Annotated in this window: 12 protein-coding genes; 8 read left to right on the top strand and 4 right to left on the bottom strand. The window is 57.3% G+C overall.

Features of this window, described 5'->3' with window-relative positions:
- The first annotated feature begins 33 nt into the window (after window positions 1–33).
- Window positions 34–687, top strand: coding sequence for a hypothetical protein (locus tag SERAS12_RS21400; protein ID WP_013814532.1), 654 nt, complete (start codon window positions 34–36; stop codon window positions 685–687).
- Between the two features lie 69 nt (window positions 688–756).
- On the opposite strand, the gene SERAS12_RS21395 is transcribed toward SERAS12_RS21400, so the two are convergent.
- The 4 genes from SERAS12_RS21395 to SERAS12_RS21380 form a co-directional block, all read right to left on the bottom strand.
- A complete protein-coding gene (locus SERAS12_RS21395) occupies window positions 757–1485 on the bottom strand; it encodes a 4'-phosphopantetheinyl transferase (RefSeq protein WP_013814531.1) in 729 nt (242 codons plus the stop codon).
- A gap of 70 nt (window positions 1486–1555) precedes the next feature.
- Window positions 1556–2476 carry an efflux RND transporter periplasmic adaptor subunit gene (locus tag SERAS12_RS21390; RefSeq protein WP_013814530.1) on the bottom strand — a complete coding sequence of 307 codons (921 nt, stop codon included), beginning with the start codon at window positions 2474–2476 and terminating at the stop codon, window positions 1556–1558.
- On the bottom strand, window positions 2473–3192 hold the full coding sequence (locus SERAS12_RS21385) for an ABC transporter ATP-binding protein (protein ID WP_013814529.1): 720 nt from the start codon (window positions 3190–3192) through the stop codon (window positions 2473–2475). The genes SERAS12_RS21390 and SERAS12_RS21385 overlap by 4 nt, the downstream gene beginning before the upstream one ends.
- Before the next feature lie 8 nt (window positions 3193–3200).
- Window positions 3201–4328 carry an ABC transporter permease gene (locus SERAS12_RS21380; RefSeq protein WP_013814528.1) on the bottom strand — a complete coding sequence of 376 codons (1128 nt, stop codon included), beginning with the start codon at window positions 4326–4328 and terminating at the stop codon, window positions 3201–3203.
- 647 nt (window positions 4329–4975) lie between these two features.
- On the opposite strand from SERAS12_RS21380, the gene SERAS12_RS21375 reads away from it, so the two are divergent.
- From SERAS12_RS21375 to SERAS12_RS21345, 7 genes are all read left to right on the top strand, one after another.
- Window positions 4976–5971: a DUF6347 domain-containing protein gene (locus SERAS12_RS21375; RefSeq protein ID WP_013814527.1), complete on the top strand. Its 996-nt coding sequence runs from the start codon at window positions 4976–4978 to the stop codon at window positions 5969–5971.
- Between the two features lie 103 nt (window positions 5972–6074).
- Window positions 6075–12866: an SDR family NAD(P)-dependent oxidoreductase gene (locus SERAS12_RS21370; protein WP_338053728.1), complete on the top strand. Its 6792-nt coding sequence runs from the start codon at window positions 6075–6077 to the stop codon at window positions 12864–12866.
- Window positions 12867–12948: 82 nt separating this feature from the next.
- The gene (locus SERAS12_RS21365) at window positions 12949–17199 is read left to right on the top strand and encodes a beta-ketoacyl synthase N-terminal-like domain-containing protein (RefSeq protein WP_013814525.1); all 4251 of its coding nucleotides are present in this window, start codon (window positions 12949–12951) and stop codon (window positions 17197–17199) included.
- Complete coding sequence (locus SERAS12_RS21360) at window positions 17196–20228, top strand: PfaD family polyunsaturated fatty acid/polyketide biosynthesis protein (RefSeq protein WP_013814524.1); 3033 nt, start codon at window positions 17196–17198, stop codon at window positions 20226–20228. Before SERAS12_RS21365 ends, SERAS12_RS21360 begins: the two co-directional genes overlap by 4 nt.
- On the top strand, window positions 20225–20992 hold the full coding sequence (locus SERAS12_RS21355) for an SDR family NAD(P)-dependent oxidoreductase (protein ID WP_013814523.1): 768 nt from the start codon (window positions 20225–20227) through the stop codon (window positions 20990–20992). The genes SERAS12_RS21360 and SERAS12_RS21355 overlap by 4 nt, the downstream gene beginning before the upstream one ends.
- Window positions 20993–21037: 45 nt before the next feature.
- A complete protein-coding gene (locus tag SERAS12_RS21350; protein WP_013814522.1) occupies window positions 21038–22270 on the top strand; it encodes a thioester reductase domain-containing protein in 1233 nt (410 codons plus the stop codon).
- 33 nt (window positions 22271–22303) lie between these two features.
- The gene (locus SERAS12_RS21345) at window positions 22304–23083 is read left to right on the top strand and encodes an amidohydrolase (protein WP_013814521.1); all 780 of its coding nucleotides are present in this window, start codon (window positions 22304–22306) and stop codon (window positions 23081–23083) included.
- Window positions 23084–23123: the final 40 nt, after the last annotated feature.

Genomic DNA, 23123 nt, shown 5'->3' with positions numbered 1-23123 from the left:
AACCGTATTAAAAACCTTACAGGAGTTCAATGTATGGCAGCAGATCTTCAGGAGCGTTTTGCTTATAGCGTGTTGGATGAGACTCACGCCGAACAGACTATTGCATGTCTGTGTACGGTATTTAGCGCTCAGGAACCGCTGGGGAAGGCGATAGGCATATCTTCAGACGAGTTGACGCCTTTCGTAACGGATTTGGTTCATCACGCGATAAAAACCCAGCTGTCTTGGGTGGCGATAGAAAAAACATCCTCCCGGTTGGTGGGGGTAAGGATATTGACGGATTTTCATAATGACTTTATCCCCGGCGATTATGAAAGCCAAAAGTTGAATACCATCTTCGCTTTTCTTGATTCGCTTTATGAGTTTCAACACTCTGCCGAGGAAAATGAAAGTAAACCGCTGCTGCATTGCTGGATGACCGCAGTGTTGCCGGCATTTCAGCGGCAAGGCATATTGCGAAGCCTTTATCGGGCGGCGAGTTTGTCGGCCATTGAAAAGGGATTTAGATTTGGTATTTCGGAGGTGACCAGCCCGTATAACCTCGCTTTTCTGGAAAGCGACGTGACTGTGAAGAAATTGAATACCCTTTATTATACGCAATATCAAAAAGACGGTGTCTTTCCTTTTTCATTGGCTGAAGACAGCGAACTGTGCGTGTTATGCCGATATCCCCTGGTAGTGCGATAACCCTTTTCCAAGGCTGTGGATGATTGCCGGGCAGATGGCGGAAAGGATACGCGGATCGCCGACGGCCGATCAGTATGCCGTTGGTGCCAAAATCAGGGTGATGACTTCGCTGTCGCGGAGTAAGTAATGGCCTCTGACGCGATATCCGGCGGGTAGCCTGGGGGCCAGCCTCTGGGTCAGTTGTAAAGTAAACGCGTTCTGTTGCGGATTAAGTTCACATAGCCAGGCGGCTTCGAAACCAAACATATGCTGAACCTGCGGGAAAAGTGCTTTAAATAAACTTTCCTTGGCGGAAAACGTGATCAGCAGCGCGGTTTCGTAGGGAAGCCGGCTCTTGGCGAGCAGCGCACGTTCATCAGGCGTAGTAAAGGTCGTCGCGATTTCTCGCATAACTTCCGGCTGGAGCCGCTCAATATCAACGCCCGGATTTACGCAATAACGCTGAGGAGAAAGTACCGCGATGGCCCATTTGCCGGTATGCGAAATACTGCCGCACCAGCCGTCTGGCCAGACGGGCGCACGGTCGGGGCCGACGGCAACGGCATCGCGACAGCCTGCATTCATCAACAGCTGACGCGCGGCATAACGCCCGGAAAGATAGTCGGCCCGCCGTTTCGCCACCGCCGACGTCAGCGCGCCCGGCAAGGGGATCGATAGTTGGGCAAACAGCGCATTGTGGTAACCGCAGCCATCAAATTCCACAAGGCATGCCGTAACGGCGGGAACATCGGTGACAAAGCCCGTGCTCTGTTGGCGTATAAAAGCGGAGGCGACAAACGTCGTTTCAAAAGTAAACATATGCCCAGCGTAATACGTTTATAGGCGAACATCGCAACCGATGCCCTTCGGCGCCTGGCGCCCCATCAGGTTACCCCTCGCGTGCCGTCGCGTCGGGTTTATCCGCCGGCAAAATACGCACCAGTACGCGCTGCCCGATACGAATCTGCGGCGCATCCAGGGTCAGTACGCATTCAATAACCCGCGTATCCTGATTCACATTGGGGTCGTCCGTGGGTTGTCGGGCGCCAAACACTTCGCTCAGGCGTAAAACCTGCGCTTTATAGATGCGCTTATCGTTATTCTCCAGAGTGACCTCCGCATGCTGTCCAGGCTGAACGGCGTTAACGAAAACGTCCTCCAGCTCGGCGCGTACGATGCGTGGCGCATTGGGGGCCAGCATAAACAACCGGGTGACGTTCAGCGTGGACGCGCCTTCGCCCGGTTTGGCGTCGCGTTTGACAATGCGGCCATCCGCCGGCGCAACGACCAGGTATTTTTCCACCTCCAGCTCAGCGGCTTTGACCCCCGCGTTTGCCGTTTCCAGCGTGGCTTTCTTCATCGCCAGCTCGCGCTGCTGCAGTGCCATCTGATCCGCTGCGTTGTCATGCTGCTGCTCGGAAATCACCGTGGTATTCAGCTTTGCCAAGCGGTTGAACTCCCGTGTCGCTATTATCAGCTTCTGCTGTGCCCACTCCAGATCGCGCACTGCCTCGATTTGTTGTTTGACCTTGATGTTTAGTGCATCAAGTGCTTCGTTATCTTCGATGCGCGCCAGCAGCTGGCCTCTTTTTACCACCGCGCCTTCTTCTACCAGAATCTCTTTGATAATGCCGGGGCGGGGGGCATCGATACTGATTAAGCCGCCTTCGATGCTGATATAGCCTTTAGCCACGGCGGCCCAAGGGGAGGGCGTGGCGGTGGCGGCAGCGGCGAGAGGAGTGTCATCGCAGCCACTCAAGCTCAAAGCCAGAGACATTGCCAGTAAGCAGAGACGCAGGACGTTTTTCATAGGGTGCACGATCTCTCAGGAATAGGACGAGTGTCGTCGGTTATGTGTCCATCTTCGATGGTAATTACCCGGTCAGCATGATCGATCAGGCGGCTGTCGTGGGATACGGCAAGCACGGTGTAGCCTTTTTCGCGGGCGATATTGTGCAGCAGGTCCACCACCGTCTGCCCGTTGTGCTTATCAAGCGCGCTGGTGGGTTCGTCGGCAAAAAGAAAAGGCGGATCTTTTACCAACGCGCGCGCAATCGCCACGCGTTGCTTTTCTCCTCCGGAAAGCTCGGTTGGACGCAGGGTTTTGCGCTGGCTCAGCCCAACGATGTCCAGCGCCTCGCTGGCCCGCCGGGCGGCTTCTTTTTTCGGGACTTTTGCGCCGTAGACCAGCGGCAGGATGACATTATCCAGTGCGGTCATCGCGGCAAACAGGTTAAAGCCCTGAAACACGAAGCCGCAGTTCATCAGCCGAAAATATTCCAGCTCATGGCGTGATAGGGTCGTCAGCGTTGCGTCATTAACCTGTACGCGCCCGCTATCTGGGCGCAGCAGCCCCGAAAGAATCGCCAGCAGCGTACTTTTTCCAGAGCCCGATGGCCCGATAATCAGGGTCAGCTCCCCACTGAAAATGCTGAGGTCAACATTCCTGATCACCGGCTGTACGATTTTCCCCACGGTAAAGCCGTGGGAAATCTGCTCGGCCAGAATTGTGGCAGTTTTTTTCATCGTATTTCTCAGCGTAGTAACGTAAAGGGTTCGGCACGATTAAGCGCGCGCAGGGCAGAAAGCCCGGAGAGCAGCGTAATGACCATCACCAACAGCAGAATGCCGGCAGCGGCAACCAGCGGAATGGTAAAGGTGACATAAAAGAGCTCAGCCCCGGCGGCGATAAGGACGCTGACCAGTGCGGCAATGCACAGTCCCACCACGCCAATCCAGAAAGATTGTTCCAGCACCACGGCGCGCAGGGATCCTGACGATACCCCGAGCGCGCGAAGCGTGGCGTATTCACGCAGTGCGGAAACAATCGCCGCCATCAGCGTCTGGCTGGTGATCACTACGCCTACGATAAAACCAAGCACGGAGGAGAACAGGAATCCCCCGCCCGCGCCTGATTCAAACAGCCAGTACGCGACCGATTGAATGGAAAATTCCTCGGTGGTCCAGATTTGGTAATGGCGAAACGAACCGTGTGGCTGGAGCCGATCGCGTACCGCCTCAGCCTGCATCGGGTCTTTTATTTTCACCAGGAAGTAGTCGACGTCGTTATTGAGCAGGCTCTTATCGATGGTGCGTGCGGTGGTGAGTGAAGAGATGACGTTGGCGCCGCCCATGGAGCGCATCCCTCTGACCGTCCCGGCCACATGTACCCGCTTGCCTTGCAGTTCGGTATAGTCGCCCACTTTCACGCCCAGCTTGTCGAGATCGCTTTCATCAACCAGCAGATTACCGGGCACCCGCAGCAACTGTCTGAGTTGGGGGTTCAGCAGGTGCGAAAATGTCATGGATTCTGCTTTTGGATTGATGCCTATCAGGGTGGCGGAAATGCGACCGCCGGTCGGCCGTTTCCAGTCAGCCAGCGTCCAGGTATAACGTTCGACGTCGATGACGTCGGGATCCATGCGCAGTTGATTTTCAACTTTTTCAGGAATGGAGCGCGGCTGATCGACACTTTGCGTGCCGGGAAACCCAACCCATAAATCGGCAGAAGAACGATCGATATAAACGCTGACGGCGCTGAACATGCCGAGCAGTAATCCAAACTGAATCAGCACCAGTAATCCTGCAAAAGCCACGGCTAGCACGGCCGGTAAAAACCGTCGCCACTCGTAAATCAAAATAGCTCGGGCTAATGAAAACATAGGGCGGCGATTCCTTACCAGATAATGGGCCTGTGTCATAAAAACGGGGTGATATAATTAACCGGACAGGCAACGTAGCGCGTCTTTCGGTTAGCGTACGAATGAATTAATTCCCCTTCTAATTATTTTTGATTAATTAATTCGCTATAATTTTCTCCGTAAAGCCGCATTCCAGGCCATATTTCTGCCTGCGGGGATAATAAAAAATACAGCGCTCGGACTATCGCACTTGCGATTTGTTTATGTAAAGGCTTTTTTATGAATATTTAATGAACCTAATGTCTTATTTTTGAAGTTGGTCAACAAAAAGTGTTATCCATTTGATTTTACTGGTTAAATTCATTGGGTGTAAAATTCTGTTTTTTTATTTTTGTTAGGTTTAAAGTTCTAAAAAAAACAACAAATGAAGGTTTATGTAACAATTTGGTTAAGTTAAACTCAGCTAAGTGATTAATTTATAAGTCTATAGTCTTTTTTTGTTCCTAAGATTCTGCTGACTATCGATTAAGTTGAAATATAAGCTTTAGGCATGTATACCGTTATTTCATAAATTTTATGTGATATTATTCCCCACATATTCATATGCATTCTTTAACTTGTTTGTAACACTTCTTTGTTTGGCTATATATGGCGGGACTGGGTTCGTTATGACGCATATTTCTACGTATAACAGGTTGTCCGGGGCGGCGTTCATGAATGTCGCCATTCGCAGCGCACTGGATTGTCTAATAATCGGTGGTATTTTTTTTTACGTTAATCCGTCGGGGGGATTTACTTCTGTAGGAATTTTCCTAGCCTTGTTCCCGCTGGTGGCGATTATTTCCATCTCGGGTGAGGTTGTTTATGATCTCCTCAAAGGGTACGCAACAGAAGATTATGCTGTTCATCGCCGAACGTCTGAAGACATATCGCCTGCGGGCTGGGGGGAAACGCTCTGGGGGCGAATCGCCAGCTGCGCGATACTGCTGGCGCTGATTACCGTGCCACCGCTTTATTGGTTGCTACAAGCGTTTTCACCCGAAGGAAAAACCTTAACGGGCTGGGTGCTGGGTGCGGTCTGCCTGGTGATTATCGCGGCGTGTTGCCTGACCCTGCGTATCGTCGGAGATCGGATTATCGATTGGTATGTCGGGCGGCTGGCCATGCCGCAGCAGGAGGCCAGCAAAGAAGCCAGCGACAGATTTATGGTCTTTAATTATTTTCTTCCCTGGGCCGTGATCGCGGCAATCATTGCCGGCCTGCTGTCGTGGGGATATTTTTCACCGAGAAGCGAACACGCTCCCGCCTATATCGACGTTGCAGAAATGGCCTTCAGCTGCGGCGGAACCGCTTATATTATTGCCCTGTGGATCGCCTATATCACGCAAAAGCAGGCAACCATTGACATTAGAGCCCAGTTATTACGTTTCGAGGACGATGACACTCTGGATGAAGGAACGATGTATTTTCTGATCCATGCATGGAGTGGCTGCATTATCGTCGCGATTTTCATCATTAGTCGCTTTTTTTCCTGGGCATCTTTTACGCCGCTGCAGGTGACGCTAATTGACGCTCTGGTCGCGGCGCTTAGCGCCATCGTAGGTGCGCTGGGGGGATTGCTAAGAGCAAGGACCAGTTTGTTAACGCAGGGACTCAAGAAATAATAACGTAAAGCTTCATTCACTTTATTGAAATAAAACAGCGCTTATTACGCTGCCAATAATGGCAGTGATTGTACTGTGCCCGTAAGAAAATTATGGGCGGGACATGGGGTCCATTCATCTGAATCGCGAGGAATATATGTCAGAGACATATCTAACGCATGGTCAGAAAACACATGGCGATATTGCTATTGTCGGCATGGCCAGTCATTTTCCTGATGCATCTAACCTGCATGAATTCTGGGAAAACATTACCAATAAATGTGATTCGCTAACGGATATCAGTTCAATGTCCGACGCTGCATATTGGCGCAAAGAGGATTTCTACGATCCGGATGCGACGGCTGCGGATAAAACCTACGGCCATAAAGCGGGCTTCGTTCCCGCTATTGAATTTGATCCTGTCGCATTTAAGATCCCACCCGCCATTATGGACTCCATCAGCACCGCCCAACTTTTCTCGCTCTATATGGCAAGGCAGGTGATGCAGGATGCAGGGCTGGTGGATAAAAAAGACGCTCAGGTTGATCGCGACCGTATCGGCGTCATTCTGGGGGGAGGAGGCAACGGCAATACCTCGTTCTCGCTGGCGGCGCGTCAGCAGGCCCCTTATCTGCGCGAAATCATGATCAAATCCGGCCTTTCCACGGAAGTGGCCGACGATGTGATTGCCCGTGCGCATGAACTCTACCTGGAGTGGAACGAAGACAGTTTTCCCGGTTTTCTGGGGAATGTCGCCTGTGGACGCATCGCCAGCTATTTTGATCTTGGCGGCACGTCATACATGGTTGACGCTGCCTGCGCCAGCAGCCTGGCGGCGATCAAGGCGGCGATAGGCGAGCTGAATTCCGGCAGCTGCGATGCGGTATTAACCGGTGGCGTTAATCTTGAAAACTCGGCCTTCTCGTTTCTTTGCTTCAGCAAAACGCCCGCGCTTTCAAAAAGCAATCGTTCACGTCCGTTTGATCGCGACTCCGACGGCATCATGCTCGGCGATGGTGTTGGGCTACTTGTGTTGAAGCGGCTTGAAGATGCCGAACTGGCTGGCGATCGCATCTATGCGGTAATCAAATCTCTTGAAGCCTCCAGCGATGGCCGGGCAAAAAGTATTTTCGCTCCACGCTACGAGGGGCAAATCAAAGCGCTTAAGCGCGCCTACGCCAGCGCGGGTATCCTGCCTGGCGATATTCAACTGATTGAGGCGCATGGAACGGGTACGGCATCCGGCGATGGCACCGAACTCAAGAGCCTGCGCGCGGTATTTGACGAGTATCGTCTGCCGGCGCATTCGATTGCCGTCGGCAGCGTAAAATCTCAGATCGGGCACACCCGTTGCGCGGCGGGCGCGGCCTCCATGATTAAAGTGGCGCTGGCGTTACACCACAAAGTGCTGCCGCCTTCCATTAATGTCCAGCAGCCGATGGAAGCGCTGAGCGTTGAAGATAGCCCGTTTTATCTCAACAGCGAGACGCGGCCCTGGCTGCGCCCGCTTGACGATTCGCCGCGTCGCGCTGCGTTAAGCGCCTTTGGTTTCGGCGGCACTAATTTCCACGCCATTCTCGAAGAGTACGAACAGGATGCGCACGGCGCTTACCGGCTGAACGAATCGACCTACACCCTGTTGTTCAGCGGCGATAATGCCGACCAGCTTTTGCAGCGTTGTGAAACTGCGCTGGAGAGCTTCAGTACCGGCTCGGCCGCGCGGGCTTTGCGACAGCATCTTGCCGCCCAGGATATCAACACGCTGGAAGCGCATCAGGCACGTTTGTTGCTGGTCGCTACCTCGGCCGAGCATGCCGGGCAACTGTTGCAAACCGCCGTAAAACAGCTGCGAAATAACCAGGACAAGGGCTGGGAGCACCCGCAAGGCATCTATTTCCAGCCGGAAGGGAAGGCTCTGAGCGGCAAAGTCGTGGCGCTTTTCCCGGGGCAGGGATCGCAGTATGTCAACATGGGGCGTGAGGTCGCCATCGATTATCCAGAGATGCGCCAGGCGCTGGAAACCTTGGATAAATTTGCCGCTGATGTGCGCGGTCATGGCCTGTCAGACATTGTTTATCCGACCCCCGCATTTTCGGATGCCGAACGCGACGCGCAGCGGGAGCGTTTGACGGACACCGCCAACGCGCAGCCGGCCATTGGTGCGGTTAGCGCGGGTTATTACGCTATTTTGAAATCCAACGGCTTTACGCCCGATTTCGTCGCGGGCCATAGCTACGGCGAAGTGACCGCGCTATGGGCGGCGGGCGCGCTTTGCGATGCGGACTTTTATCGCGCCTCGCTGGCTCGCGGTATGGCGGCAGCTTCGGCCGTCGCGCAAAACGAGGGCGACGGCGGTGCCATGCTGGCTGCCGCCCTGACGGTTGAAGCATGTGAAAAGCTGCTGGTACGCTATCCCGATATCGTGCTGGCTAACGACAACTCACCGGCCCAGGTGGTCTTGGGCGGCGCCACGGCGCGCATCCACGCACTGTACGACGAACTGAAAGCCGGCGATGTTCAGTGCCGTATTTTACCGGTTTCCGCCGCGTTCCATACACCCTTCCTGCAGGCTGCCTGTGCGCCATTCCTGGAAAGTCTGTCATCCATCCGCTTCGACACGGCGCACTGCACCGCTTTCTCAAGCGCATCTGCGGCACCTTGGCCTGCTGACACCGCAACCTACGCGGAAACCCTGGCCCAGCAGATGGTCATGCCGGTTCGTTTCCGGGAAACCATTGAAGCCCTTTATCAGCGCGGCGGACGGCTGTTTGTTGAAATCGGGCCGAAAGGGGTGCTGGGAAAACTGGTGGCAGACATCCTGAAAGGACGTGAGCACACGCTGATCTCACTGAATACCGGCGATTCGGGAGACGATCGCCTTCAGTTGGCCCGTGCCCAGGCTCGGTTATTGGCCGAGGGGGTCAAGCTGAACGCCCTGGATCGCTACGTGCGCCCGGCTCCAGAGCAGGGTGATCTTACCGGACGTTTGAGTTGCCGTTTGAACGGCGGCTTTTACCTGTCAGAAAAAAACCAGCGTCGGCGGCAGCACGCGCTTCGTGAAGGTGATACCGAAGTGGTCGAGCGCTTCATCCGTGCGCGACAGGGGGCAGCGATGCCCGTTGCAACCGTGACCGCAGCACCCGTGACCGCAGCGGCGAAAGTGCAGCCTGCCGTAGCGCCCCTGCCTGCCACGGCATCACCCCTGTTTCAATCCACCAAATCCAACACGTCGGAAGCCCTTCACAAGCGAGATCAAGCTATGGAACAGATTAATCAGCGAGTTGAAAGTAACGATAACACCCCGTTGAATGGGGTTCTGCAGGCTCAGCAGGTTATGAGCCAACTGCATCAGCAGTTCCAGACCAATCAAAAAGAGTATATTCAGCTACTGGACTCGCTGCTGAATAAGCAGTACGCGCTGCTGGAAAACTTCCGCGATCACCACAACTTACCGACGATCCTTGCCAGCCTTGGGCAAAGCGTGCAACTGCTGGATAAAAATCTGGAGTTGTATCACAGCAACCATGAGCGCTATTTCTCGACTCAACAAAGTCTGTTCCAACCGGGCCAGGCGCCGATGCCGGTTGCGCCTCGCGCGCTGAACACGCCGGTGCAGGCTTACCCTCAGGCCGCCGTAGTGTCCGTGTCGCCTGTCGCTGCGCCTGTTCATCCTGTCGCTGCGCCGGTCAGCCTCTCGGCACCGCGTCCTTCAGTCCCTGAAATGCCTGTCGTAGCCAAGGCTGCGCCGGCGCCTGCACCGTCAGCGCCAGCACCGCAGGCGGCGAAACCGACCGCCAGCCCAATGTCTCCGGACGTTGAAGCGCAGCTTTCCCGCTTTGCCAGCATCACGGAGGCCGAAATCACGGCGCGGCTGGTCACCATTGTCAGCGACCGAACCGGCTATCCGCAGGACATGATAGACGCGAACATGGATCTGGAAGCCGATCTCGGCATTGACTCCATCAAGCGACTGGAAATTTTCGGTGCCATGTTTGACGCCTTCTCCGCCGATGCCGGTATCTACCACGACGCGTCGAAAAATAAGGACCTGGAGACTTTCGACATCGAGGCGCTGAGCAATGTTCACAAAATGTCTTTGTTCTTCAAAGAGATGATTGATGAAATCATTGCCGATATCCGTCGCAAGCAGGGCTTGGATGAAGGGGAAGAAACGCCGGATACCGCGTCCTCTAAAGACTTCTTTACTGAAGATAATCAGCGCGAAAGCGAGGCGGAGTTGCCTGCGGATGCGTTACGCGCTTCCGAAGATATCGGTGGCGACGCCAAACTGCGCACGCTCGGCTTTGTCACCTCTACGGTAGTCGTCGCAGAGGTTGAATCGGCAAAAAAGTCTTCAACTGAATCGCAGCAGTATGTGGCGCCTGCGGTTCAGTCTGCAACAGAAGAAACAGTAAGCGTAAAGCCGCATACACAACGTTTTAGCGTGACTTCGCAGCCTCTGCCGACGCCGGATTGCGATACGCAGACTTTTGCCGTCAAACGTCACTGGCTGATTGTCGATGAAGGAAAAACGCTCATCGATGACGTAACGAAACAGCTGACGCAGCTGGGACAGACGGTCTCGGTGCTGGCGCTGCATTCGGCAGCCGCCAAAAATAAAAAGCAGGGGAAAACGTCGCATGTCTACAGCCTCGCTCATCCGAATGAGGCGACGCTGGACACCGCCATCACGGAAATTGAGCAGGCTCGCGGCGCGTTAGACGGCGTGATCTGGCTGCAGGCCACGCGCGAAAAAGTGAAAAAGGTTACCGACATTTTCAGCGCCAATGGCTACCGTTCGCTGGAAACCGCCTTCCTGCTGGCGAAGCGGCTGCAGGAGAGCCTGAACCGCGGTGAACAGCACCCAGGCTGGTTCTTTGTGGTCACTCGCGGTGACGGTCAGCTGTCCATTTCAAGGGCAGGCGGTCTCTCCACCATGCTCCCGGCAGGCATTAGCGGGCTGACCAAATCACTGAATATTGAGTGGAAAACGGCATTTTGCCGCACGCTTGATATTGACGCCGGGCTGAAAAGCGGCGAGGCGGTGAGCATTCTGCTGGAGGAACTCCAGGATGCGCGCCGCGATCTGGCGGAGGTCGGGCGCAGTGCTCAAGGCGAACGGATGACGCTGGCTTTGAGCGCAGCGCCGACGGAGAACGAAGAGACGCCGCCCGACGTTAGCGAGCGGGATGTGCTGGTGGTCACCGGCGGTGCACGCGGGATAACCGCAAAATGCGTGATTGAACTGGCGCAGCGCAGCCAGGCTCATTTTATCTTGCTTGGCCGCACCGACATCAATGCACCGTTGCCGGCGTGGGCGCAGGGCACAGCCACGGTAGCGGAACGCAAGGCTGCGGCGATAGCCCAACTGCAATCTGAGGGTGTGCAGCCAACGCCGGTAAAAATCGACGCCATGCTGAGCGGCTTGCTGCATAGCGACGAAATCAACGCCACCCTGCACCAGATTGCTCAGGCGGGCGGAGAGGCGATTTATCGCCACTGCGATATTACCGATGCGCAACAGGTTGCGGCGGTACTGAACGAGGCGCAGCAGGTTGTCGGTCCCATCACCGGCATTATCCACGGTGCGGGCAACCTGGCCGACAAGCGCATTGAGAAAAAAACGCTGGGTGATTTACGTTCCGTGTTTGACGTGAAGGTCAGAGGGCTGGAAAACCTCTGCCGCGCGCTGGATATCACCGGGCTAAGGCACGTGATGCTGTTCTCTTCCGTGTCAGGCTTCTTTGGCAACGCCGGCCAAACGGATTACGCGATGGCCAACGAGACGCTGAACAAGTTTGCATGGCTGCCGCTGCAGGCGGAGGGGCAACCGACAGTGCGCGCCATCAATTGGGGCCCGTGGGACGGCGGTATGGTGAACGATACGCTGAAGCGCGCCTACGATACCCATAACATGGTGATCATTCCGCTGGAGACTGGCACTGAATTATTTGTGCGCGAGTTCACGGACGCGGCGCATCCGCAGGTCATCATCGGCGGAGACAACTATCGTGCGAAACGACGCTTGACGGCGCCTGCGGAACGGTACGAAGTCACGCGCCTGCTCCAGCCGCAGAACAATCCGTTTTTGCAACATCACGTGATCAACGATAACCCCGTGTTGCCTGCTACCGCAGCCATCGCGTGGATGACGCGCGTCTGCGAAGAGCGGTTCCCCGGCTATCAATTGCAGCGAGTCAGCCACTTTACCGTCCTGAAAGGCATCGTGTTCGACGGCAACGAAGCGGAGCGTTATCGCGTGAGCATGACGCCTCATGCCGGCGACAGGCCTGACGACGATCATCTGGCCGTCGATCTGATCATCAGCAGCCAGCAAGAGATGAAGCACTATCAGGCCACGCTGTTGCTCGCCCTGCAGGGAAGAGAAGCGCAGTTTGCAGAATTGCACGGGGATCTCGACGTCGCGATCCCGCTGGCGGTACCGCTTTATGGCGATATGACGCAGGGCGCGCAGCTGTTTCACGGTAACGCTTTCCGCGGCATTCAGCAGGTGGTGCACATCGATGAGCAGAGTCTGATCCTTAAATGTCGCTTACCGTCGCTGGAGGCCCAGGAGCAGGGACAGTTCCCGGCCAACTCCTTCAACCTGTTTATCAACGATGTCGGTCTTCAACTGCCGCTGCTGTGGTTGATGCAGCAATCGGACAAGGCGGGGCTGCCTGCGGCGATAGGGGTTATCGAGCAATATTCGCCGCTGGATTTTGACCAGACATTCTACGCCTCCATGCGCATTACCAGTCAGACGGCAACCCTGCTGCTGGCGGATATCACTTTGCACGACGAACTGGGCAATGTTTATAGCCGGTTTGAAAAAGTGAAATTCACCGTCTCCACCACGCTTCGGTCGCTGTTTACCTGCACCGACGAAGCGTTGGAAAAAAAAGAGCACCGCTAAACGGCGCGCTTAACCGCTGACGATGTTCATCCGGGCGCGGTTAAGCGCCCGGCAACAGGCTTATGTTCAGGAGTGGCTGGTAATGGAAAATATTGCGATCGTGGGATTGGGCTGCCTGTTTCCGGGGGCGGATTCCACGGAGAAATACTGGGAAAATTTGATTCAGTGCCGGGACTGCGCCTCGCCCCTTTCCGTTGCGGAAACCGGCATCGACCCTGCGGTCTATTATCATCCGGTGGCGGGAACGGCGGATAAAATCGGCTATAACCGCAATGGGCACATCCGCGATTTTCACTTTGATACCTCCGGCTACGCGTTACCGGCGCAAGAGCTGGAGACGCTGGATAACTTGTTCAAGTGGACCCTGCACGCCGCAGCGCAGGCGTTAAACGATAGCGGCTATCGCGGGCAGCCGCAGACGCTGGCAAAAACCGGCCTGCTTATTGGCAACATCGGCATGCCGACGCACAGCGGCAAGCGGCTGATGAGCCGCTTTTATCACCAGATGCTGACTCCCTATCTGCGTCAGTTGCTGGGTCGGGACGATTTTGCATTCGACCGCGTCTGGCCTGAAGAGACGCTGTCCGACTTGAACCTTATCACTGGCGGTCATAATGCCACCGTCGCCGCCCAGGCGCTGGGGTTGCAGGGGCCGAGCTACGCGTTGGATGCGGCCTGCTCTTCTGCGTTCTACGCCATCAAAATGGCCAGTGATTACCTTGCCAGCGGCAAAGCCGACATGATGTTGGCGGGTGCGGTGTGCCATGCCGACCACATCTATATCGATCACGGTTTCAATGTGTTGCAGGCGTTTCCGCAGAAAGGGCAGTCGATCCCCTTTGACCGTACGTCGGAAGGCTTGAAGGCGGGAGAGGGCGCAGGCGTGATCGCCATGAAACGCTACGCTGACGCCATTCGCGATAACGATAAAATTTACGGCGTTATCGAGGCGGTCGGTCTCTCCAACGATGCCGGCAGCCGCCATATGCTGGTGCCCGACAGCAACGGACAACAGCTGGCGCTGACACGCGCCTATGGCAAGACCGAGCCGGATATCGATTATCTGGAGTGCCATGCTACGGGCACGCCGGTGGGCGATCAGATCGAGCTGGCGGCAATGGAAGCCTTCTTCGCGCAGGCGCCGACGCGCCCTCTGCTTGGCGCCAACAAAGGGATCAACGGCCATATGCTGACGGCCTCCGGCATGGGCAGCCTGTTCAAAGTGATCCTCGCCATGCAGCACAATCTCATCCCGCCTACGCCTGGCGTGCAGCAACTGGTTAACACGCCCGCCGGCCAACTCGGCCTGGAGGATGTGGTCCGCGAGGCCCGCCCCTGGCCGCAGCGCGATCGACAAAAACGCGCCGGCATCAACGCCTTCGGTTTCGGCGGCGTCAACGCCCATCTGGTGCTGAGCGAGGATCACCCTGCGTTGCGTGCGGCGCTGCCGCAAGCCGCAGAGCCATTAAAAGCGGAGCCGCTGGCGCTGGTCGGCATCGGCGTACACGCCGCCGATACCGAGGATACGCTAAGTCTCGATCGCACCTTCCGCGAGGGCAGGCAACATCAGCGCCCACTGCCCGCTACGCGCTGGTTGGGCGTAGAGCGCCAGCAGGATCTGCTGGCCACGCGCGGTATCGAACAGATTCCGCAGGGGGCCTGGATCGAGACGTTTGAATTTGACTGTAAACGCTTCCGGCTGCCGCCAAATGTGGTCGGCCCTCATCTGCTTTCGCATCTGTTTCTTCTGCCGGTGGCGGAACGCGCTTTTCTCGACGCGGGTTATGCCCTGGATGGCACGCGCCGTAATCTGGCCGTGATTGTCGCAGGCGGGGTGGATTACAGCTGCTTGCGTTATCAGGCACGTAACGAGATTAGCTGGCAGCTTGAACAGAGTCTGCGCAGCCAGGGCATTGCGCTGAGCGAAGAGGATCTTCAGGCATTGCAGAATGTCGTGAAGGACAGCCTGTTCCCGGCGCCTTACCCCGAAGGTATCACCGGTGGCATCGGTAATGTGGTCGCCAGCCGGCTGGCTGCCCATTTGCACCTGAACGGACCGGCGTTCTCCCTTTACAGCGAAGAAAACGCCGCGTTTAAGGCCATTGAACTGGCGCAGTTCCTGCTGGCGCGCCACGAGGTCGAGGGCGTGCTGATTGCCAGTTGCAGCTTTGGCGGCGCGCTGGAGAATGTGCTGTGGGATCATCAATCCGTGCAGGCGAACCAGACGCCGGGCGATGGCGGCAGCGTGGTGGTCGTGCGCCGCGAGCAGGATGCGCAGCAGGCAGGAACGCCGATTTACGCCGTTATCGACGGGCTGGCCGTTGGGCACGAATTGAGCCCGGCGCTGGCGTACACCGCCAGCCGCCAGGGGATTGCCGATAGCGCCAGCCGCGCATTGCAGGCCGCCGGCTGTAGCGCGGCGGATGTCGACTACCTCGAACTTTATTCCGGAGCACGCCCGGGGGAGATGGAAACGGAACTGGCCGCGCTGGCCAGCATCTATGCCACGCCGGAACGGCAGGCACCCGTGACGGTGGGAACGCTGAAGGCGCACTATGGCCATCTCGCCGCCGCTGCGGGGTTGCTGGGGATCGTGAAATGCGCGTTGCAGTTGTCGCAGCGCTATCTGCCCGCGGTGCCCGTGTTCAACCAGCACTCCTCGTTGGCGAAGCAGGCAGACGGACGCTTTAGACTGCCGCAGCAGACGCAGGAATGGGCGCAGCCGAGGGGCGCTTTGCGTCGCGCGGCGGTCAACCATATCGGCATCGATCGCGCCTGTAGCCATCTGTTATTACGCGAGCCGCTGAGCGGGCCTTGCGCGCAGCCGGCCGCAGCGAACTCCGCATCGAGCGGCGGGCTGACGGTAACCGTCTATACCGGGCGGGAGAAGCCGCTGGGCGAGTTCATCATCAATGCGGATACGCTGGCGCGTTTTGCGCCGAGCAGCCCGACGCAGACGCCGGCCGGGAATATCCTGGCGAACAACATTGCCCTGCACCATCTGACGCGCCATGCGCAGACGCATCTGCATTACCTGCATGTTCAGCAAAATTACTATCATCTGATCCGCCAACTGCTGGCGGGGCAAGACCCGGTCGCTGCGCCGCTGTTTAATGAGGAGCAGGTGATCGAGCTGACGGATGGGCTGGTGAGCAACGTCCTGGGGCAAGACTACGCGGGGGTGGATCAGTATCCGGTACGTACCCGAATGCCGTCGCCGCCTTACCTGTTTGTCTCCCGCATTACCGCCCTGAGCGCGAAAAAGGATCGGATGGAACCCTGCTTTATCGAATGGGAATACGATATTGCGCCGGACGCCTGGTTCCTGGTCGACGGCAAAACGCCCCCCTTCGTCGCGCTGGAGTCCTCGCATGCCATGATTGTCGCCTTCACCGTTATCGGCTGCGATCACCTGTTCAAAGGGCAGCTTTGCTACCGAGCGGTCGATAGTCAGACCACGGTCTACAGCGAAATGCCGCGTGCGGGCGAAATGTTGCGCGGGCGGGTAAATATCACCTCCTTTGTCAGGGCCGGCGGCGTGGCGCTGATTGCTTATGAATACTTCTGCTACGTCGGCGATCGGCTGGTGTTTAAGCTGGTCGCTAACTCAGGCTTCTTCGGCAAGCGCGAAATCGCCAACGCGCGGCAGATTGATACTACCGGCTATTTCGCGCGCGCCGCGCAGGCGCGACCGTTTACGCCGCTGTTGCATTGCGAGCGCCGCGAATTTGATGACGCTGCGCTTGATGCTCTGATCCGCGGGGACGTCGCCGCCTGTTTTGGCCCGCACTACGCGGGGCATGCGGCAGGCACGCTGTGCGCACCCGATGCACGCATGCTGAACCGGGTCACATCGATCGATCCTCGCGGCGGTGCCTGGGGGCTGGGTGAGGCGATGGGCGAAGTGGATATCGATCCCGATCACTGGGTGTTCCGCGCTCACTTCAAGAATGACCCGGTGATGCCGGGCACCTTCCTTGTGGAGGGGTGTGAGCAACTGGTGAAATTCTTCCTTTATTACCTCGGCCTGAATGCCAGCCCTGACCTGGTAGCGCATACGTTGTGTCACCACCAGTACAGCGCCAAGTTCCGCGGCGAAGTGAAATGCGAACGCGACGTGCTGCGCTACCGGCTGACCTGCAAGTCAATTGATGCGCGCTGGCGGCCCGACGGCAAAACGCCTGATGCCATCGCGTTGGTTTTTATCGTGGAAATTCTCTATCGCGGCAGCGTAATCGGCCTGTGCGATAACCTTGGCGCGGGCTACACGCACCGCCTTTCTCAAGACGCCAGCGCCCTGACGGCGCTTCAGACACAGGAAGTTTCATCATGAGCCCGCGTTTCTCCGTCAATCATTCGGGCGGTAAACGCCCGTTCGATGCCCTGCCGCTGGTGGCAGGTTCAGCCGCGCTTTATGACCTCGGGCAAGCCTTACAGGTAGTTCAGTCAGGCGATGAGGCGCACCTCTGCGCCGTGGGCGAGGCGTTACCCTCGGCAGAGGCAAAGCCGATCGGCACCTTGCCTGCGGTAACGGAAGCGGAATTGGGTGACGGCAGCTTCTGCCGCGACTATGGCGTACGCATGGCTTACTACGCCGGCGCGATGGCGAACGGTATCCATTCGGAGGCGATGGCTATCGCGTTGGGGCAGCAAAAAATTCTGGGGATTTTCGGCGCGGGGGGGCTCGATATTCCTCGCATTGCCCAGGCCATAGCCACCCTGCGTCAGCATCTGCCCGATGGGCCTTTTGGCATTAACCTGCTGCATAACCCCGGCAACCCAGCCTGGGAAATGGCCTGCGTACAGCTTTGCCTTGAGCATCAGGTGACGATTGTGGAGGCCTCTGCCTATATCAACCTCAGTCCGGCGTTGGTCTGCTACCGTGCCTGCGGCCTGACGCGTGGGCGCGACGGCACCATTGCGCGCCGCAACCGCATTATCGCCAAGGTCTCGCGTCGCGAGGTGGCGCAATGTTTTCTGCGGCCGGCGCCGGAAAATATCCTGAAAAAGCTGCTTGCCGACAACCTGATCAATGCCGAACAGGCTGAGCTGGCGCGTCAGGTGCCGATGGCGGACGACATTACCGTGGAGGGGGATTCTGGCGGCCATACCGACCAGGGCACGCTCGCCTGCATATTCCGCTCAGTGGTTCAGCTGCGAGATGACATTGAACGAGAATCGGGTCATCGCCATCGGGTGCGCATCGGCGCGGCCGGCGGCATCGGCACGCCGCATGCGGTGCGGGCCGCGTTCGCCCTCGGGGCCGCGTATGTAGTGACCGGTTCGATAAACCAGGCTTGCGTAGAAGCAGGCACGTCCGACGCGGCCAAACAGATGCTGGGACGAGTGCGCATCGGCGATGTGGCGACCGCGCCTTCTGCCGACATGTTTGAGATGGGCGCTAAAGTTCAGGTGCTTAAACAGGGCAGCATGTACCCGGTACGCGCGCAGAAACTCTATGCGCTCTACAAGCAGTATGAGGGGCTGGCTGCGCTGCCCGCCGACGACGTCGCCCAACTGGAAAAACAGATTTTTCGTCAACCGCTGGCCAACGTCTGGCAGGAAACCGTGGCGTATTTTCAGCGCTGCGGCCGTCCGGAGGTCATTGAGAAGGCGTTGCAGCAGCCAAAGAAACAGATGGCGCTGGTGTTCCAATGGTATCTCGGACAGTCCTCGCGCTGGGCGATCCAGGGCGAAGCCGGTCGCGAAATGGATTATCAGATCTGGTGTGGCTCGGCGATGGGGGCCATGAACGAATGGCTACAGGGCACACCGCTGGAAGATCCGGCCCAGCGTCACGTCGCGGAACTGGCGCATTTGCTGATGAGCGGCGCGGCCTGGCTGACGCGCACCGCGCTGCTGGAACTGATGCACATCGCGCTGCCCGACACGCTCGGACGCTATTCCCCCTTTAACCTGACGGTCGGCAGCGAGAGCCAGTCCGCCAGGCAGTCGCTGTCTATCCTTTCATCTTCCTGTAAACAAACGGAGAACGCACAGAATATGGACGCATCAACCAAGTTGTCCCTGGATGTATCGAAGAATTTTTATAAAAAATGCTGGGATCTGCTGCCCGGCGGCACGCATTACAACTTTGGCGATCCCGAACGACCGCTGGTGATCCCGTTCAATCGGGGGCGTAATTCGCGCGTCTGGGATCTGGACGGCAATGAACATCTCGATCTGTTCTGCAAGTTTGGCGCGCTTTTCGTTGGCCACCACAATGAAGCCTACAACGCGGCTCTGATGGATTACATGGGCAAAGTCACCTCGGTGGACACGTGCGATCTGGAGGTCGAGGTTTGCGAAACGCTGGTGAAACATATTCCCAGCGCGGAGATGGTGCGCTTCTGCCTGAGCGGTACCGAAGCGGTACAAAACGCATTGCGTCTGGCGCGCGGCTTCACCGGTAAAAACCGCTTTATCCGCTTCCACGGCCATTATCACGGCAACGCCGACAATATTATGGGGTGGCGTAAAAAACAGGATTTGAGTTACCCGGTGCCGGAGCAGTTCAAAGGCGATCTGCTGGACACCTGGGGCCGTGCGACCGGGGCGATTGCCGATCAATCCTTTATGCTGCCGTGGAACGATATCGAGGTGCTGACCGCCACCATCGAGCGCTATCACGATGAGATTGCCGCCGTGTTGATGGAGCCGATCTGCATCAACGGCGGCGGTATTTTCCCGCGTGAAGGCTATTTGGAAAAAGCCAAGGCATTGTGTGAAAAGTACAATATCGTCCTGATTTTCGACGAGATCATTACCGGCGTGCGTCTTGGCCTGGGCGGTGCGCAACAGCTGCTGGGCGTCACGCCGCATCTCTCGACTTTCGGTAAAGCGCTGGGCGGTGGCTCCATGCCGATCTCCGCCATCGTCGGGCGTCGCGACATCATGAACCTGTATACGCGCGGTAAGGTTATCCATGCAGGCACCTTCAACGGTTATCCGCTGGGTCTGGCCGCCATCAAGGCGACCTTCTCGCTGATAGAACAAGATCCCGGCTGTTATGAGCGCATGGCCGGTTTCACCCGCCAGATCTCGAACATCTTCGTTAAAGCCGCCGAGTCGGTAGAGCTGCCGCTGGTGGTTCAGGGGATGCCGACGGCGCTGGTTTACCACTCGCAGAACTCGCCGGTCGATCGTTCCGAAGGGTACAGCGATAAGGTGAAATTCTGCGACATCATCATTCGTGAAATTTCCAAACGCTACGGTATCCAGTTCTCTCCGTTATCGCGCATTTACGCCAACATGCTGATGTCCCAGGACGATGTGCAGTTCTTTGAAGAGCGTATTTATGACGCAATGGCTAATGCGAGAAAAATCATCGACATCACCTTTAAAGAGGGCGTTGACGCATGAGCCATCAGGTCGCCGTGGTGACCGGTGCCGCAGGGGGGTTCGGCACGGCCATCGCCAGGGTGTTGCTGGATATCGGCTACCAGGTCGCCGCCGCAGACGTCAGTGCAGAACGGCTGACGCAACTGGTTGAGCGCCTGGGACACCCGGAAGGGTTGCATACCTTCGTTATGGATGTCACGCAGGAGGATTCCATTGCCCAAGCCGCGCGCGAAATCGAAGCGCGCCTTGGCGCTGCGTTGACCGTGCTGGTGAATAACGCCGGTGTTATCGAACGCAGCTTCTGCCTTTCCGAGCGCGGCCTCAGCGGCGCGGCGCGCGTGCTGAACGTCAACCTGCTGGGCACCTTCAACTGTACCGCCGTGTTCTCCCGTTATATGGCGCGCCTGAAGTACGGGCGCATCATCAATATCGCCTCCATCGCCGGTATCTGGGGCGCTGCCGGCGGATCCGCTTACGCGGCCTCGAAGGCGGGCGTGATCTCGGCTACCGAATCATGGGGGCGCGAACTGGGGCCGCTCAATATCAGCGTCACGGCGGTCGCGCCGGGCATCTGCAAAACCGAAATGCTCGCGCAGTTCGTCGACCCGCACATGATCGATACCCCCGAAGAAGAGAAGATCGTGCGCTCCATCGTGCCGGTAGGGCGATGGGGCACGCCGGAGGATGTGGCGGAGGTCGTTGGCTTCCTCGCCAGCTGTAAAACCAATTACCTCAATACCACGGTGATCCCGCTGGATGGAGGGATGCGTGTCGGCACCCTTTAGCCGTCGCGGGTCAGGCTCATTTAATCGCTTTGTTGAGGGATGAACATGGTCAATGTTAATCAACAGGTAAAAAATATACTGCTTACCGGCGCAACGGGGGTATTGGGCGGCCGTATCCTGCTCGAAATCCTGCTGAGTACCGACGCCTGCGTGTACTGTCTGGTGCGCGCCGCCAGCCCGCAGCAGGCGCTGGAGAGGCTGGAACAACTTCTCTATACCTACGATCCCGAACAGCGCAGCCGGGAACATCTCTGGCGCGTGATCCCTCTTATCGGGGATATCACCCAGCCACGGCTCGGGTTGAACCAGGCGGATTACCAGGAACTGGCAATGGGGATCGATCGCGTTATCCATTGCGCAGCTAACGTCAGCCTGGTGGCGTCGTACGGCAAAATCGCGCCGGTCAACGTCGGCGGTACGCAGAACCTTATTGCGCTGTGTCTGCTGGGCAATGTGCCGCTGCTCTATACCTCAAGCTTCAGCATCGTCGGCGATAAGCTTTACCAGGACGGGTTTACGCTGCAGGAAACGGATTTGGACGTCGGCCAGTCGTTTAATGACATGGACTACGAACGCTCCAAGTTCGAAGCAGAGCAGGCGGTACACGAGGCGGGTAAACGCGGGCTGCGTTGGGTGATCACCCGGCCGGGCAATATCTGGGGCGACAGCGTCAGCGGGCGCTACCCGCTGGTGGAGACCCGAGTGAAGGGCATCTACTACGAGATGATCAAAGCGCTGGTGGAAACCGGCCTGACGTTTAGCTCGCGGGAAGATTTTGATATTACGCCGGTGGATTACGTTGCCCGCGCATCGCTTTGCGCGATAGTGGAAATAGACAGCTTCCAGGGCCGTACGCTCAACCTGACCCATCCCAACCCCATTACCTATGACGATATCGTCGACTTTCTGCGGCAGTACGGCTATCGCATCAGCACGCTGATCAACGCCGATTATTTCGACGCTCTGACCGAGAACCGTCTCTGGTTGCAAGGCAAACCTTATCGCTCCACCTTCACCGATCTGCTGGCGCTGTTCTACTGCGGCAGCGAAATCAGCGAGAAGGCCCGTTACGCCACGCAGTACACCCGTCAGCAGTTGTCGCATGCCGGGATTACCTGCGAGCCATGCGACCGGGCGCTGCTGTTCCGCTACTTCGATTATCTGGTGGAAAGTGGATTTATCGCCGCGCCCGGGCAGCAGGGGCCTGCCGCTGAAATTCGGGAAATCGTGCGTCAGGGCGGCTTCCTGGAGCAACTGTATGACGCCGATCTGCGCTGAAAACATCACACATTATTGAGGGAGGTTAGAGACATGACAGATCAGGATCTGCGCGTCACCTTGGTCCAGAGCGACATTATCTGGGAAGACGCCGAAGGCAATCGCCGCCGTATGGCGGAGCACATCGCCAAGGCCGAAGCCAGCGACATTATTATCCTGCCGGAAATGTTCACCACCGGCTTTTCCATGGCGCCGCGGGGGATCGCGGAAACCATGCAGGGGCCTGGAGTCGCGTGGATGCAGGAGCGCGCCTCTCATTCCGGCAGCGCGTTGGTGGGCAGCATGATCATCACCGAAGAAGGGCGCTTTTATAACCGCTTGCTGTTTGTCACGCCGGACGGCGGCATTGCGCACTACGACAAAAAACACCTTTTCTCTTTTGCCGAAGAGGACCGCGAATATACCGCGGGCGAGGCTCAGTTGGTGGTCAAGCTTCGCGGCTGGCGCATTGCGCCTTTTATCTGCTACGACCTGCGCTTTCCCCTCTGGTCACGCAATGCGGACGCTCGCTACGACGTCGCTCTCTATATCGCCAGCTGGCCGGAAAAGCGCGCGGCGCATTGGCAAGCCCTGCTCACCGCGCGGGCGATTGAAAATCAGAGCTACGTGATTGGCGTCAACCGCGTGGGAGAGGACGGTAACCGGCTGCGCTACAACGGCCACTCGATGCTTATCGACCCGCTCGGCGAGGTTCTGATCGATGAGGTGGAGGTGGAAAGCGTGCGCAACGCCACGCTGTCGCGTGAGCATTTGCTGGGCGTCAGGGAGCAATTGCCTTTCCTCAGGGATGCAGACGCGTTTGCGCTGATCTAACCCCTTTTACCGTTACCCCCGTCAAGAAAAGCAAAGGAAG

It is taken from the genome of Serratia sp. AS12, assembly GCF_000214195.1.
GTDB classification, from domain to species: domain Bacteria; phylum Pseudomonadota; class Gammaproteobacteria; order Enterobacterales; family Enterobacteriaceae; genus Serratia; species Serratia plymuthica.
This window is presented reverse-complemented; position numbering and strand designations above follow the sequence as displayed.